This is a genomic window from Paraburkholderia sediminicola, assembly GCF_046027355.1.
Classification (GTDB): Bacteria; Pseudomonadota; Gammaproteobacteria; order Burkholderiales; family Burkholderiaceae; genus Paraburkholderia; species Paraburkholderia sediminicola_B.
Window position 1 is genome coordinate 58847 of sequence record NZ_JAQQEK010000034.1, and the last position, 14434, is coordinate 73280.

General features: G+C 64.3%; 10 protein-coding genes. 4 read left to right on the top strand and 6 right to left on the bottom strand.

Features of this window, described 5'->3' with window-relative positions:
• Window positions 1-28: 28 nt before the first annotated feature.
• The 5 genes from PQR42_RS37255 to PQR42_RS37275 form a co-directional block, all read right to left on the bottom strand.
• Window positions 29-946, bottom strand: a complete 918-nt coding sequence (locus PQR42_RS37255; protein WP_408219192.1) for a carbohydrate kinase family protein — start codon at window positions 944-946, stop codon at window positions 29-31.
• On the bottom strand, window positions 943-2226 hold the full coding sequence (locus PQR42_RS37260; RefSeq protein ID WP_408219189.1) for an AGE family epimerase/isomerase: 1284 nt from the start codon (window positions 2224-2226) through the stop codon (window positions 943-945). The genes PQR42_RS37255 and PQR42_RS37260 overlap by 4 nt, the downstream gene beginning before the upstream one ends.
• Window positions 2223-3209: a LacI family DNA-binding transcriptional regulator gene (locus PQR42_RS37265; protein ID WP_012431493.1), complete on the bottom strand. Its 987-nt coding sequence runs from the start codon at window positions 3207-3209 to the stop codon at window positions 2223-2225. Before PQR42_RS37265 ends, PQR42_RS37260 begins: the two co-directional genes overlap by 4 nt.
• A gap of 196 nt (window positions 3210-3405) precedes the next feature.
• Window positions 3406-5256 (bottom strand): EAL domain-containing protein, encoded by a 1851-nt coding sequence (locus tag PQR42_RS37270; protein ID WP_408392271.1) that lies wholly within the window; start codon window positions 5254-5256, stop codon window positions 3406-3408.
• Window positions 5257-5540: 284 nt separating this feature from the next.
• Complete coding sequence (locus PQR42_RS37275; protein ID WP_408219182.1) at window positions 5541-6569, bottom strand: bile acid:sodium symporter family protein; 1029 nt, start codon at window positions 6567-6569, stop codon at window positions 5541-5543.
• A 563-nt stretch (window positions 6570-7132) separates the two neighbouring features.
• On the opposite strand from PQR42_RS37275, the gene PQR42_RS37280 reads away from it, so the two are divergent.
• Window positions 7133-7678 carry a hypothetical protein gene (locus tag PQR42_RS37280; protein ID WP_408219289.1) on the top strand — a complete coding sequence of 182 codons (546 nt, stop codon included), beginning with the start codon at window positions 7133-7135 and terminating at the stop codon, window positions 7676-7678.
• Between the two features lie 378 nt (window positions 7679-8056).
• Here the strand turns inward: PQR42_RS37280 and PQR42_RS37285 are convergent, their stop codons facing one another.
• Window positions 8057-8269, bottom strand: a complete 213-nt coding sequence (locus PQR42_RS37285; RefSeq protein WP_408392269.1) for a hypothetical protein — start codon at window positions 8267-8269, stop codon at window positions 8057-8059.
• A gap of 124 nt (window positions 8270-8393) precedes the next feature.
• On the opposite strand from PQR42_RS37285, the gene PQR42_RS37290 reads away from it, so the two are divergent.
• The 3 genes from PQR42_RS37290 (at window position 8394) to PQR42_RS37300 (ending at window position 14310) form a co-directional block, all read left to right on the top strand.
• Complete coding sequence (locus tag PQR42_RS37290) at window positions 8394-9479, top strand: porin (RefSeq protein WP_408219177.1); 1086 nt, start codon at window positions 8394-8396, stop codon at window positions 9477-9479.
• A 204-nt stretch (window positions 9480-9683) separates the two neighbouring features.
• Complete coding sequence (locus PQR42_RS37295; protein ID WP_116143216.1) at window positions 9684-10622, top strand: LysR family transcriptional regulator; 939 nt, start codon at window positions 9684-9686, stop codon at window positions 10620-10622.
• Between the two features lie 82 nt (window positions 10623-10704).
• Window positions 10705-14310, top strand: a complete 3606-nt coding sequence (locus PQR42_RS37300; protein WP_408495130.1) for a methylmalonyl-CoA mutase family protein — start codon at window positions 10705-10707, stop codon at window positions 14308-14310.
• The last annotated feature ends 124 nt before the right edge of the window (window positions 14311-14434 follow it).

A 14434-nucleotide genomic window follows, 5' to 3' on the forward strand; every position in this document is an offset into this window, starting at 1 on the left:
ACAATGCGCGCCGCACAAGGCAACAGAATTACAGCAGCGCGACGACTTCATCGAGCGACGGCGCGTGCGCACCGGCATGGCGGCAAGCGGCCGCGCCGGCCGCCAGCGCGAAGGCCAGGTGCTCCGGCCATGCCCGCTGCGGCGCGGTCATCAGGCTGAACAGAAAGCCGCCGATCGACGCATCGCCCGCACCGACCGTATCGACCACCTCGACGCGCGGCGGCCGCGCCTCGGTCACCATGGCGCCGTCGATCAGCACGGCGGTCTCCGGTCCGCGCGTCACCAGCACGGTGGCGGCCGGATTCATGGCGCGCAACTGCGCAAGTGCGCCGGCCTCGTCGTCGGTCTTGAACAGCAGGCGCAAGTCCTCGTCCGACACCTTGATCAGATCGGCGAGCGCGGCCATTTTCCGCAACGTGGGTTCGTAGCCGTGCTCCATCAGATTCCGATAGTTCGGATCGAAACTGATCTTCACGCCTTGCGAACGCAACTCGGCTGCGAGCGTGGCGAGCGTGTTGCCGATCGGCTGCCGCACGAGGCTGATGCAGCCGAAGTGCGCCCACTTCACCTGACTCATCCAGCCCGCCGGCAGGCGTGCCGGATCGAAGGCCAGATCGGCGCTGTTCTCGCCCATGAAGAAGTACGCGGGCGGATGCGTCTGATGCACGATCGCCAGCAAGGGCGGCTGCTCCACGCGCTGCATGAAGCGCATGTCGAGCCCGGCCGCGACGCTCGCGTTCCACAACTCATCGGAGAAGTTATCGACGCCCAGCGAGCCCGCGCACGCGGTCGGCAGGCCGAGCCGCGCCACGCAGCGCGCCACGTTCCAGCCGGCGCCGCCAGGACGCGAGAGCCATTGCGAGGCGCCGGTGCGTACGAGATCGGTGAGGATGTCACCGGCTGAGACGAAGAAGGGAAATTCGTGATTCGCGCTCGGATTGCTCATTTTGTTTGCTCCGCGGATTCGGACGCAGCGGCCGCCCCGTCGGGCAGCGCGTGGGCCAGTACTTCGTAGCACGCGCCCATGGTGTGATAGTCGGTCTTGCCGGCCGGACTCTTTTCGTCGCTGTACTTGCGGTTGTCGCACGTGAGGATGCGGTACCACGCGCCATACTTGTGATCGACGAAATGCGCCCAGCTATAGCGCCAGATCTCGTCGTACCAGTCCCAGAAGCGTTCGTTGCCGGTGCGCTTGCCGAGCAGCGCGGCCGTCGCGAAGGTTTCCGCCTGGACCCAGAAATACTTGTCATGGTCGCACACGGTGCCGTCGGGGCCGAAGCCGTAGTAGAGGCCGCCGTGGTCTTCGTCCCACGCGTGCGTCATGGCGGCGTCGAACAGTTCGATGGCGCGCGGCAGCAGCCACGGCAGCGGACGGAAGCGCTCGAGAATCAGCAGCAGCTTCGCCCATTCTGTCTGGTGCCCCGGCTGGAAGCCCCACGGGCGGAAGATGTTCGAGCTGTCTTCCTCGTTGTAGTGCCAGTCGACCGACCAGTCCGCGTGAAAGTGCTCCCACACCAGACCCTGCGACAGCTTCGCCTGACGCAGCGTGATATTCGACGCCACCCGTTCCGCGCGATCCAGATAGACGAGATGGCCGGTCGCTTCATGCGCGGCGAGCAGCGCCTCGGTGGTGTGCATGTTCGCGTTCTGGCCACGGTATGAACTGACGCGCCATTCGGGCGACGCTTCGTCGGCGTAGAGGCCCGCAGCGGCGTCCCAGAAGCGATGTTCCATCAGATCGAAGGTCGCGCCGATCATCGGCTTGGCTTCCTCGATGCCGGCCATGGCCGCATGCGAATAGGCGAGCAGGACGAACGCGAGGCCGTAGCAGTGGCGTGTCGCGTCGAGCGTGCGCTTTGTGCCGTCGTGCCATTCGAGTTCCCAGTCGTAGCCTTCGTGCTGGGCATCCCAATGCGCTTCGCGCAGGAACTGCAAGCCGTGGCGCGCGTATTCGAGATGCTGCGGGTCGCCGAACTGGCGATACGCCATCGCGTAGTTGAACACGTAGCGGCAACTGCTCACCAGATGTCGCGTGGTTTTGTCGTAGACCGAACCGTCGTCGCGGAAGAAATGGAAAAAGCCGCCGCTCGGATCGAGCACGTTCGGCGCGTAAAAGCGCAGCGTGTCCTGCACATGCGCGAGCAGAAAGTCGCGTGCGCGGAAGCTCTCGACGGGCGGCGGCGCGGCGGCACCGTTGGCGGGGTGAAGCGGATCGGATTGCGTCATGGCATTTTCACCAAAGTACTGGCACGGGCAATGAGATGGACGGGCAAACGGACTTCCAGTTCGGCAGGTGCGTCTTCTAGCAGAAGTTCGACGCCGCGCCGGCCGAGCGCTTCCTTGTCGACCGAGATGGTCGACAGCGGCGGCGTGGCATGGGCGGCGGCGGGAATGTCGTCGAAACCGATGATGGCGATGTCCTCGGGCACGCGCAGTCCGCGTGCGAGGCACGCGCGCAGCGCGGCGAGCGCGGCGGCGTCGTTATAGGCAAACACGGCGTCGGGGCGCGGACCTGGCGCGTCGAGCAATTGATGCATGGCGCGCGCGGCGCCGCTGTCGGGGTCGAGGCCGGCGTCGATCGTCACTTCCAGCGACGGGTCGAACAGCAAGCCCGCTTCGAAGAACGCGCGCCGATAGCCGAGCGCGCGCTGCGCGATGCTGAAGTGCGCGAGCGAGCCGCCGATGAACGCGACGCGCTTGCGCTGCTGCTCGAACAGATGCCGCATGGCGAGCGTGGCGCCCGCGGCGTTGTCGAGATTCACGGAGCGCATGCCGGGCGCCCACAGGTCGATCAGCACGAGCGGGCGCTGCATCGCCACCAGCGTGGTCAGCGTTTCCGGCTCGACGAAACCGGCAATCGCCACCGCGTCCGGCGCGTGCAGGCGCATCTGCTGGATCACGTCTTCGGTGGGGCCCGCGGTCAGCACGGACGGCACGATGCCGCGCTCGCGGCAGGCGTCTTCCACGCCGTGCAGCACGTGCGAAAAGAACGGGCTGACGGCGAAATTGTTGTGCTGACGGTGCAGCAGAAACGTGAGGCGGCGGATGCGCGGGCGCAACTGGGCGGCGTCATAGCCGAGCTTGCGCGCCGCTTCGACGACGCGCTCGCGGGTGGCCTCGGAAAGGCCCGGCTGATTCTTCAATGCGCGTGAGACGGTGCCGATCGACACGCTGGCCGCGCGGGCGACGTCGCGGATGGTTGTGGCCATCGAATGAAGCGGACGCACAAGGGCGGCCGCACGGTGTTTGGGTTCGGGCGATTGTATAGTAAAACCACGCTAAAACTGCCCGAAAAACACTCGCTCGACACCCGGAAATACCCGTAGGCGTTGGAGTTGGCCCGGAATATGCTGTTTAGTAAAATTAGCTAAACAATGTCCGATTCCAACCTTGGGCGCGACGCGTTCACTCCAGCGACACGTGAGCGGCCTCGACCTGTCCGCGCAGCAGGGCCACGCTTTCGTCGGCGTCGATCAACACGAAACCGCTCGCCTCGTGCTTCGCGCGCCGCTTGGCCAGCGCCGCGACGGAGGCGATTTCCTCGCTGCTGTAGATAGACGGGCCGTCAGCGGGCTCGACGCGCACGCAGCCGATCGCCATCGTCACGAAACCGAAGAAGGTCGGATTGCCACGCCGGTCCTCGCCGTGGATGCCGCCGGCGAGGCGATCGGTCGGCGCATAAAAGCGCTGCGCGCCTTCGTTGAACACGTGGATCGCGCGCAGCACGCGGTCGCGCCAGTCGTCGCTCTGGAACAGGATCAGGAAGTCGTCGCCGCCCACGTGCCCGAGAAAGTCGCGGGTCGGATCGCACACGTCGGCGAGTACGACGGCGGCGAATTTCAGGACTTCGTCACCTTGCCAGTAGCCGTACTGGTCGTTGAACGGCTTGAAGTGGTTCAGGTCGACGTAGCACGCGTAGAAGCCGGCGTCGTGGCCGAGCAGGCGGCCAATGTGCGAACTGATCGGGATGTTGCCCGGCAGGAAGGTCAGCGGATTCGCGTAGCGCGCGGCTTCGATGCGCACCTCGGTCACCGCGCGCACGAGCTTCTCGCCGGTGCCGAGGCCGACGTATTGGCCGTTGTCGGTGATGACGAAGCCGTCGGCGAGATAACGCTGATCGTCGCTTGCAAGGAGCTTGGCCATCTGCTCGACGGTCATCGACTTCTCGATGATGACCGGCGATGCATTGGCGAACAGCAGGCAAGGGCGCTTGCCAAACAGCTCGCGGTGATACGGGAGCGCGTAGCGGTCCATGAAGCTGCGGCGATTGATCAGCGCGACCGGCTCGTCCTGCTCGACTACCGCAACCGCGTGCAAATCGGGCAGACGGTTGAACAGTTCGAGCACGTCGTTGTTGGTGGCGTGGCGCGGCAACGCGGGCGCGTGCACCAGCATCTTCGCCGACGCCATGCCGCCCGAAGGCGACGCGCTGCTCACCGTGCGCGTGGTCTCGGGGAACACGGCGATGTGGCCGGCGCGCAGCGCGTCGCGGGCGTCGTCGGTGACTTTGCGCGCCGGCTGCGCGTGCGGACGGCCGAAGAAAAACCCCTGCCCGCAGCCGATCCCCATGTCGCGCACCACGATCAGATCCGCTTCGTTTTCGATGCCCTCCGCGACGAGCCGCGCGCCGCTTGCGCTGGCGAAGTGCTGCATCGCGCGCACGGCCTCGAACTTGAGCGGGTCGCAAGCAATGTCGTGAATGAAGAAGCGGTCGATCTTCACGACGTCCGGCTGCAGCCGGACCCACAAATTCATGCTGGCGTTCGCGGTGCCGTAGTCGTCGAGCGCGAATTGCGCGCCGGTCGTGCGCAGTGTCGAGATGACTGGCAGGAAACTGCCCACATCCAGAATCGTGCTTTGCTCGGTCAGCTCGACCACGATCCGCTGCGGATCGACGCCGCGATGTCGCAGCAGCGCGAGCGTGTCGTCGCGCGCCTCGGCCAATTGGCGCATCGCGCCCGCGCTGAAATTCAGGAACAGCTTGCCGTCGAAGTCGAGCTGCGCGAACGCTTCGATGCAGGTACGCGCGGCGGCGCGTTCGAGCTCGATCGTGCAGCCCTCGGCGAGCGCTTGCGAAAACAGGGCGAACGGCGCTTCGAGCGACGTGCCGGCCGGGCCGCGGATCAGACCTTCGTAACCGAGAATCGCGCCGTCTTCGAAATCGATGATCGGCTGGAACACGGCGGACAGATCACGCCGGGCGATCAACTCCTCGATGCGCGGCGCGGCGGATCGGGAGGGCGAGCGAGGTTGCATGGCAAGTAGGCGTAGCGATCGACCTTCGGCTTATCGGCCCGGCTTGCGCGGAGTTAAGTGAACTTTTAGTGAACCGCTGCACTGGGATGGTGCGTTTGTTTGTGTTCGGTCGAGCCATTCTGAAGGCCGGCTCCACGTTGCCAGGAATTGACCTATGCCATCCGGCCGAGGCGACAGCGGCGGCGTTTGCGCGTGAAATAACAAAAAAGCCGCGCGAGGCGGCTTTCTTCAAATGACGCTCAGGGAGGGCGCTTATGAATGTCCTGTTTGCATTGCGCGCGTATTCACCGGCGCGCGACGGCGGCGGCGGTCCGCTCGCGCGAGGCGGCGTGGGTCTCGCCGCTGATGTCGCGCGCGCCCCAGCGCTGCGCGAGCGCGGCGCACACCATCAACTGGATCTGGTGGAACAGCATCAGCGGCAAGACTACGGCGCCCACCGCATGCGAGGCGAATATCACCTTGGCCATCGGCACGCCGGCGGCAAGGCTCTTCTTCGAACCGCAGAAGATGATGGTGATCTGGTCCGCACGGCTAAAGCCGAGTCGCTTGCTGACGAAAATCGTCACGGCGAGAGCGAGGGCAAGCAGCACGACGCACAGCAGCAGCAGGCCGCCGAGTGCGGAGAGCGGAATCTGATGCCACAGGCCTTCATTGACGGCCTCGCTGAACGCGCCGTACACGACCAGCAGGATCGAGCCCTGGTCGACGAACTTGAGCACGCCGCGATTGCGCTCGATCCATTTGCCGATCAACGGGCGCAGCAACTGCCCGGCCACGAACGGCACCAGCAGTTGCAGCACGATGTTGCCCACCGTGTGCCACGGCGAAGCGCCGCCGCCGGCCGCCTGATTGGTGACGACGAGGCTGACGAGCGCGGGGGTGATGAAGATGCCGAGCAGGCTCGAGGCCGACGCGCTGCATACGGCAGCCGGCACGTTGCCTTTGGCAATGGACGTGAACGCGATCGACGACTGAACCGTAGACGGCAGCGTGCAGAGGAAGAGGACCCCCGCATAGAGCGCCGGCGTGACAAGTGGCGAAAGGAGCGGTTTAAGCGCGAGGCCGAGCAGCGGAAAGAGCGCGAACGTGCTCAGCAGCACCACCAGATGCAGGCGCCAATGCGTCGCGCCCGCAATGATCGCTTCGCGTGAGAGCTTGGCGCCGTGCAGGAAAAACAGCAGGCCGACCGCCACATTGGTCACCCAGTTGAACCCGACGGCGGCCTGCCCATGAACCGGCAGCAAGCTGGCAAGGATCACGGTACCCACGAGGCACAAGGTGAAGTTGTCGGGAAGCAGTTTCGGGCGAGCCATGTCGGAATCTCGATTCGGTAACGCGGAAAAGCGCGCGGGACGCGCGCATGAAGGCGCCGTCCCAGCCTATGGGAAAGAGCTATTGTTATTGATTTTCGATTAAATATGCAAATTCATTTGCCGAATCGATTAATGAGGGTTGCGCATCAAAAGGCATGTTCCGGAAAATTCGGACAGCATGCGACCCAAATTTTCAGTATTGGCGACGTGATCTGTTTGGTCCATGCAGTTTTGACAATCGAGGTGAAAATCCAGACGCGATTCGTCATACGCAAGAGGCCATGATCTTTCTCTCCAAGTCCTTGAAAGCAAGCGGTTTCAGGGCTTTCGCGCAAGGACTCTGTCGTAGAAAAACGTCGCAGTAACAAGGTGTTACATCCGCGTCCGAGGCCTAACACTTTTTGGCTCGACACCCTTTGCCGGCACCCATAAATTACGGTTCAAAGGCCGTCGGGATACCCGGCGTCGCGATCTCGTCGCGGCGCTCGTGCCAGTCCCAAAACAAGTCCATCGCAGCTCGAACGGTGGGCTTCAGGCAAGTCTTCGGGCATGTGAGTCACTGGGTGGACGGGTTGTCGAGAACGAGGCACTGGGCGTTGGGCGCGGTCATCGCTGCGCTGTGCTCGTTCGCCTATGCGAAAGCGCCAGGCATGCCGCACGGCGGCGGTGGCGGCTATTCGCATGCCGAAGCGAATCACGCCGTGCGCGGCGATATGCATGACGGTGGCCGCTACTACGGCGCCACCGCGGCTGTGCCGGCCCGCAATACGATGGCTGAGCGCAACGCGCGTCTGCCGCGTGGCGGAGCGAATTTCGCGGGCGGAAATTACGCCGACGGCTTTGACGTCTATAAGCCGGGCGTGCGACGTGTCGCCGGACCGGCCGGCTACGCCGGCGACGGCCGCGGTGGCATGCAGTACGCCGGCGCCATCACGCCGGTCAGTGCCGAGTCGCGCACGGTGCCGCGGCCGCCTGCCAATGCGCCGGTTCGCGCCGGCTCGATTCGCGCCGACGTCGCCCGCTATAACGAGGAGCGCGGTTCATCGCGCGCCATGCAGCGCCAGTCGGACGATCCGCGTCAGTCGGAAGGCTCGCCTTACCGGAACTAGGCGTTCGTGCTGCGTGCGCTACGCGTTGCGTTTGTTGCGTGAGCAACCAGTGTTTGCTGTTTAGACAGCGCACACACCTCTACTTTTGTCTCCCTTCGCCGACTTCTACACGCCGCTTCGAGATTGTTCGAGTGCCGGCCATTCGCGTATCTGACTCCGCCCTCACGCCTGCATCATCCCGAACCGGGTGCGCGGCAATCACGGCCATTTCGTCCTCCCAAATTCTCATCGCTTCGTTTCGCCGGACCACCGCTCCTGCCTTTCAAACCGCTTGACAGCGGCCTTCCGCTTTACCGCCGTCCCTAAAGCTCGCCGCCAATGTGACGTTTCGACGCCACACTTTTTTGAAAACACTCGGCAGCAGCCCCTCTCCCATCGTCAAATTTGGTCGTTTCTGCGGCGGTGCGTCATCCGCGTGTCATCTGAGGCGTTATCAACCCGGCGGCCGCAATGTGAGTAACGCTTTGCGCGGTGCGGCAAAACTTGCGGCGGCACGGCGAGCGCTCGGTCGGCCAGGGCTTTATCAGGCCGATAAGCGACAAAACTAATCAGACCGATATACCCGCAATAACCAACGATATTTTTGTTCATAAAAATGGTCCGCAAAGATGGTCCCGCCCAGATTGGCTCGATGATCGAACGGACAACAACAATGATTCGCGCGAGCTCCCCCTTTCGCACAGCCACACCCTTTTTGACAAAGACAGGAGAACCCATGAAAACAAGCATCAGCAGTGCGCTGAAGACCACCCTCAAGGCAACCGCGTGTGCCGCTCTGCTGGCCAGTGCATCGTCTGCTTTTGCGCAATCGAGCGTGCAGCTCTACGGTCAGGTCGACGAATGGGTCGGCGCGCAGAAATTCCCGGGTGGCAAGACTGCGGTGCAGGTCTCGGGCGGCGGCATGTCGACTTCGTACTGGGGCTTGAAAGGGGCGGAGGATCTGGGCAACGGCTACAAGGCGATCTTCGCGCTGGAAGGGTTCTTCCTGGCGCAAAACGGCCAGTACGGCCGCTTCACGGGCGACACGATGTTCTCGCGTAACGCGTACGTCGGTATCGAGTCGCCCTACGGCACGGTCACGGCCGGCCGTCTGACGACGCCGCTGTTCGTGTCGACAATTCTGTTCAACCCGTTCATCGACTCGTACCAGTTCTCGCCGATGGTCTGGCACACGTACCTTGGTCTCGGCACGTTCCCGACCTATTCGACGGATCAGGGCGTGACGGGCGACTCCGGCTGGAGCAACGCGGTGTCGTACTCGTCGCCGAACTTCAACGGCCTGTCGGCGACGGCCATGTACGCCCTCGGCAACACGACCGAGAACGGCGCGAAGAAGTGGAGCGGCCAGGTGCTGTACTTCCACGGCCCGTTCGCGGCTACGGCGGTGTATCAGTACGTGAACTTCAACAACGTGCCGAGCGACCTCGGCAGCTTCAGCACGTCGGGCGTGCCCGGCCTGAAGAGCCAGAGCGTCGCGCAAGTCGGCGTGTCGTACGATCTGAAGTTCGTGAAGTTCTTCGGCCAGTACATGTACACGTACAACGACCAGCAGGTCACGAGCTGGCACGTGAACACGGCGCAAGGCGGCGCGACGGTGCCGTTCGGCCCGGGCTCGGTGATGGCGTCGTACGCCTACTCGCGCGACGGCGGCGGCTTCGACCAGACCCGTCAGACGGCCTCGGTCGGCTACGACTATCCGTTGTCCAAGCGCACGGACATCTACGCGGCCTACATGTACGATCATATCTCCAGCATGTCGAGCGGCAACACCTACGGCGTCGGCCTGCGCGCCAAGTTCTAGGCTCCCCGGCCGCGCCGCGCGACGCCGGCTTGCGGGCTTCGCGCGACGGACGCATCAGCTTGATCTCCAAGCCCGTCTTCTTCGGAAGGCGGGTTTTTTTGCTTCTGCGCCGCTGTATTCATCCCTTGGGAAACTGTTTTGCCGACCAGTCTTTGATAAACCCGGCAAAATGACGTCGATTGATTCCTGAAGCGAGCGATTGAGATGGATACCCTCGTCAGCATGAAAGTGTTCCGGCACGTGGTCGAAGTCGGCAGCTTTGTCGGCGCGGCTGAACGGATGGAGATGTCGGCGGCCATGGCGAGCAAGCACGTGATGCACCTCGAACAGCAACTCGGCGCGCGTCTCCTGAACCGCACCACGCGGCGGGTCGCGCCGACCGAGGCGGGTCGTGAGTATTACGAGCGTCTGAGCCAGGTGCTCACTGAACTCGAGGAGGCCGAGCAAGTGGTCGGCGCGGCGAGCGTCGTGCCGCAGGGGCGCTTGCGGGTCTCGTCGCTGTCGGCGTTCGGCTTGAGCCACGTGATGGCCGCGGTGGCCGACTACGCCGCGCAGTATCCGCAGGTCACCGTCGATATGACCTTGTCGGACCGCGTGGTCGAACTGATCGACGAGGGTTTCGATGTCGCGATCCGCGCTTCGCCAAGCGGGCTGAAGTCTTCTTCATTGATCGCGCGGCAGATCGCGACCGCGCACCTCGTGCTGTGCGCGTCGCCGGCGTATTTGAAGCGGCATGGCACGCCGAAGACCGTCGCCGATCTGGCGCGCCACAACTATCTGCAATACGCGGGCGTATCGGCGCTCGAAATCGCGCCCGCGACCGGCGACGCCTCGCCGCGCGTGCGTCTGACGGGCAATCTGATCGTCAATCATCTGGAAGCGCAGCGCGTGATCGTGCTGCAAGGCGCGGGCATCGCGATGCTCGGCACCGAGGTGATCGGCGACGATCTGGCCGCGGGGCGTCTCGTGCCGCTGCTGGTGGACGACGTGCCGCCGCGCGAGTTGCCTATTCACGTCGTCTACGCGAGCCGCCGGCATCTGTCGGCCAAGGTGCGCTCGTTTGTCGATTTTCTCGCCGAGCGGTTCGCGAACGAGTCGCTGTGGCCGTCGCTCGAACAGATCAAGGCGTTGGCGGTGCGCTAGGCCGCCTTGGCCACCGAGGCACTCCGACCCGTTTCGCTATACTGGTTGCCAGCACCCATACGCGTAACGATCTGGGGGAGACATGACCGATCTGTCCACGCCGCAGCGCGCCGGCAGCCACAAGCTGCCCGCGGGTCGGCGCCTGCGCTTTGTCACGGCGGCTGCCTTGTTCGATGGCCACGACGCGTCGATCAACATCATGCGGCGCATTCTGCAGGCGAGCGGCGTCGAGGTGATTCACCTCGGCCACAACCGCTCCGTCGATGAAGTCGCCACCGCCGCGCTGCACGAGGACGCCGACGGCGTCGCCGTGTCCAGCTACCAGGGCGGCCACAACGAATACTTCCGCTATCTGGTCGACTTGCTGCGGACGCGCGGCGGCGAGCGCATCAAGGTGTTTGGCGGCGGCGGCGGGGTAATCGTCCCTGAGGAAATTGCAGAACTCGAGCGTTACGGCGTCGAGAAGATCTATTCGCCGCAGGACGGGCAGCGGCTGGGTCTGCAAGGCATGATCGACGATATGATCGCGCGCTGCGCCGAAGGCGCGCGCGCGGCTGAGGCGGCCGGGCAGCGTCCGGTTGGCGAGTGGGTGGACGAGTTTTCGAAGCGTGGGTTGCCGCGGTTTGATTCGCGCGGCGATGCCGGCGGCGACGAGCACGTGGATGCAGCACGCAATCCGTCCAGTCAGGCGAGTCACGTGGGCAACGCGGCGCGCACGGATCATATGGCCAACACCGCCAACACCGCCAACACCGCCAACACCCCCGACCCGGCATCCCTCACCTTCCGCCGCCTTGCGCAACTCATCAGCGCATTCGAAGCGGGCGCCATCGACGCAACCGCGCGAGACAAGCTGTCCACCCAGGCAAAAGCAACCGCAACCCCCATCCTGGGCATCACCGGAACCGGCGGCGCCGGCAAATCCTCGCTCACCGACGAACTGATCCGCCGCTTTCGCCTCGACTACGGCGACGCCCTCACCATTGCCGTGCTCGCCATCGACCCATCGCGCCGCAAGTCCGGCGGCGCGCTGCTGGGCGACCGCATCCGCATGAACGCAATCGGTGACTGGGGCGGCGGCGCGCGCGTGTACATGCGTTCAATGGCGACGCGCGAAGCATCGAGCGAAATCTCGGACTCGCTGCCCGACGCGCTGATGCTGTGCAAGGCGGCGGGCTTCGATCTGATCGTCGTCGAAACGTCCGGCATCGGCCAGGGCAATGCGGCGATCGTGCCGTTTGTCGACGAATCGCTGTATGTCATGACGCCGGAGTTCGGCGCGGCGAGCCAGTTGGAGAAGATCGACATGCTCGACTTCGCCGGCTTCGTCGCGATCAACAAGTTCGATCGCAAAGGCGCGCCGGACGCGTTGCGCGACGTCGGCAAGCAGGTGCAGCGCAATCGCGGCGACTTCGCGAAATCGCCCGAAGCAATGCCGGTGTTCGGCACGATCGCGTCGCGCTTTAACGACGACGGCGTGACCGCGCTGTACCGGCACGTCGCCCAGGCGCTGCGCAAGCACGGCTTGCGCTCCGGCGGCGGCCGGCTGGCCGCGCCAGAAGGTCTGCGCTTTTCGAGCGGCCGTAACGCCATCGTGCCGCCGGCTCGGGTGCGCTATCTGGCGGATATCGTGCAGACCGTCCACGCGTATCGCGAGCGAGCCGACGCGCAAGCGCGCGTGGCGCGTGAGCGCTGGCAACTTGTCGAGGCGCGTCGGATGGTCGGGGAGGCGGGCGCGGCTGCACGTGCAGTTGCAATTGCAAGCCCAGGTTCCGCCGCAAGTGCAAACGCCGGTTCAGGCACAAACGCGACTGCGAACTCAGCCTCAACCGCAAACTCTGAAACGACCACACGCGCCGCTACCGCCAACCAAAATCTCTCGCAACTCGACACCCTCATCACCCAACGCACCGCCTCCCTCGGCGAACGCGAGCGCGCGCTCCTCGACGCCTGGCCGCAAACCGTCGCCGCGTACTCGGGCGCCGAACACATCGTCCGCATCCGCGACCGCGAGATTCGCACCGCGCTCACCGTCACGACGCTTTCCGGATCTGAAGTCCGCAAAGTCTCCCTGCCGAAGTTCGTCGACCACGGCGAGATTCTGCGCTGGCTGATGCTCGACAATCTGCCCGGCTACTTTCCCTTCACCGCGGGCGTGTTCCCATTCCGCCGCGAAAACGAAGACCCGACGCGGATGTTCGCCGGCGAAGGCGATCCGCAACGCACCAACCGCCGTTTCAAGTTGCTCTCAGAAGGCATGCCGGCCAAGCGTCTGTCGACCGCCTTCGACTCGGTCACGCTCTACGGCGAGGAACCGGACGAGCGCCCCGACATCTACGGCAAGGTGGGCAATTCGGGCGTCTCGGTGGCGACGCTCGACGACATGAAGACGCTCTACGACGGCTTCGACCTCTGCGCGCCGGAAACCTCGGTCTCGATGACGATCAACGGCCCCGCGCCGACGATCCTCGCGATGTTTTTCAACGTCGCGATCGATCAGCAGATCGCGCGCATGACGCAGCAACAAGGCCGCCCGCTCACGGACGACGAACTCGCCGCGACGCGCCGCGCGGCGCTGGAAAACGTGCGCGGTACGGTGCAGGCCGACATCCTGAAGGAAGACCAAGGCCAGAACACCTGCATCTTCTCGACCGAATTCAGCCTGAAAGTGATGGGCGATATTCAGGCGTACTTCGTCGAGCACGGCGTGCGCAATTTCTATTCGGTGTCGATCTCCGGCTATCACATCGCCGAAGCCGGCGCGAACCCGATCTCGCAACTTGCCTACACGCTCGCGAACGGCTTCACGTATGTCGAGGCTTACCTCGCCCGCGGCATGTCGATCGACGACTTCGCGCCGAATCTGTCGTTCTTCTTTTCGAACGGCATGGACCCGGAGTACACGGTGCTGGGCCGCGTCGCGCGACGCATCTGGGCGGTTGCCATGCGCGAGCGCTACGGCGCGAACGAACGCAGCCAGAAGCTCAAGTATCACGTGCAGACTTCGGGCCGCAGCCTGCACGCGCAGGAGATCGATTTCAACGATATCCGCACCACGCTGCAGGCGCTGATCGCGATCTACGACAACTGCAACTCGCTGCACACGAACGCCTTCGACGAAGCGATCACCACGCCCACCGAGGATTCGGTGCGCCGCGCGGTGGCGATTCAGTTGATCATCAACCGTGAATGGGGACTCGCGAAGAATCAGAATCCGAATCAGGGCAGCTTCGTGATCGAGGAACTGACTGATCTGGTGGAAGAGGCGGTGCTCGCCGAGTTCGACCGGCTGACCGAGCGCGGTGGCGTGCTCGGCGCGATGGAAACCGGGTATCAGCGCGGGCGCATTCAGGACGAGTCGATGTTGTACGAGCATCGCAAGCATGATGGCTCGTATCCGATCGTCGGCGTGAATACGTTTTTGAGCGCGCATCCGCACGAGGCGCCGCAGCCGATCGCGCTAGCCCGTTCCACCGACGACGAAAAGCAGAGCCAGTTGCAACGTCTGCGCGCTTTCCAGGCGCGGCATCGCGACGCTGCGCCCGCCGCGCTCGAACGCCTGAAGCGCGCGGTGATCGACGATGAAAACGTGTTCGCGGTGCTGATGGACGTCGTGCGTGTCTGCTCGCTCGGGCAGATCACGCACGCGTTGTTTGAAGTGGGCGGGCAGTACCGCCGCAATATGTAAGTCGGGCTGCGCGGTGATCGCTGCGGCTCGGCGTGAAGCCGGGCCGCAGTGCAAAACCGTCCAGATTAAGCGCCTCAGATCCAGCGCCCCGAATCAAGCGCCTCCGCCGACGCGCTCCAAGCAA

What these genes read in the sequence shown, in the direction of transcription:
- PQR42_RS37255 (WP_408219192.1), bottom strand. Translation starts at nt 946, where the DNA reads ATGAGCAATCCGAGCGCGAATCACGAATTTCCCTTCTTCGTCTCAGCC.
- PQR42_RS37260 (WP_408219189.1), bottom strand. Translation starts at nt 2,226, where the DNA reads ATGACGCAATCCGATCCGCTTCACCCCGCCAACGGTGCCGCCGCGCCG.
- PQR42_RS37265 (WP_012431493.1), bottom strand. Translation starts at nt 3,209, where the DNA reads ATGGCCACAACCATCCGCGACGTCGCCCGCGCGGCCAGCGTGTCGATC.
- PQR42_RS37270 (WP_408392271.1), bottom strand. Translation starts at nt 5,256, where the DNA reads ATGCAACCTCGCTCGCCCTCCCGATCCGCCGCGCCGCGCATCGAGGAG.
- PQR42_RS37275 (WP_408219182.1), bottom strand. Translation starts at nt 6,569, where the DNA reads ATGGCTCGCCCGAAACTGCTTCCCGACAACTTCACCTTGTGCCTCGTG.
- PQR42_RS37285 (WP_408392269.1), bottom strand. Translation starts at nt 8,269, where the DNA reads ATGAACAAAAATATCGTTGGTTATTGCGGGTATATCGGTCTGATTAGT.
- PQR42_RS37290 (WP_408219177.1), top strand. Translation starts at nt 8,394, where the DNA reads ATGAAAACAAGCATCAGCAGTGCGCTGAAGACCACCCTCAAGGCAACC.
- PQR42_RS37295 (WP_116143216.1), top strand. Translation starts at nt 9,684, where the DNA reads ATGGATACCCTCGTCAGCATGAAAGTGTTCCGGCACGTGGTCGAAGTC.
- PQR42_RS37300 (WP_408495130.1), top strand. Translation starts at nt 10,705, where the DNA reads ATGACCGATCTGTCCACGCCGCAGCGCGCCGGCAGCCACAAGCTGCCC.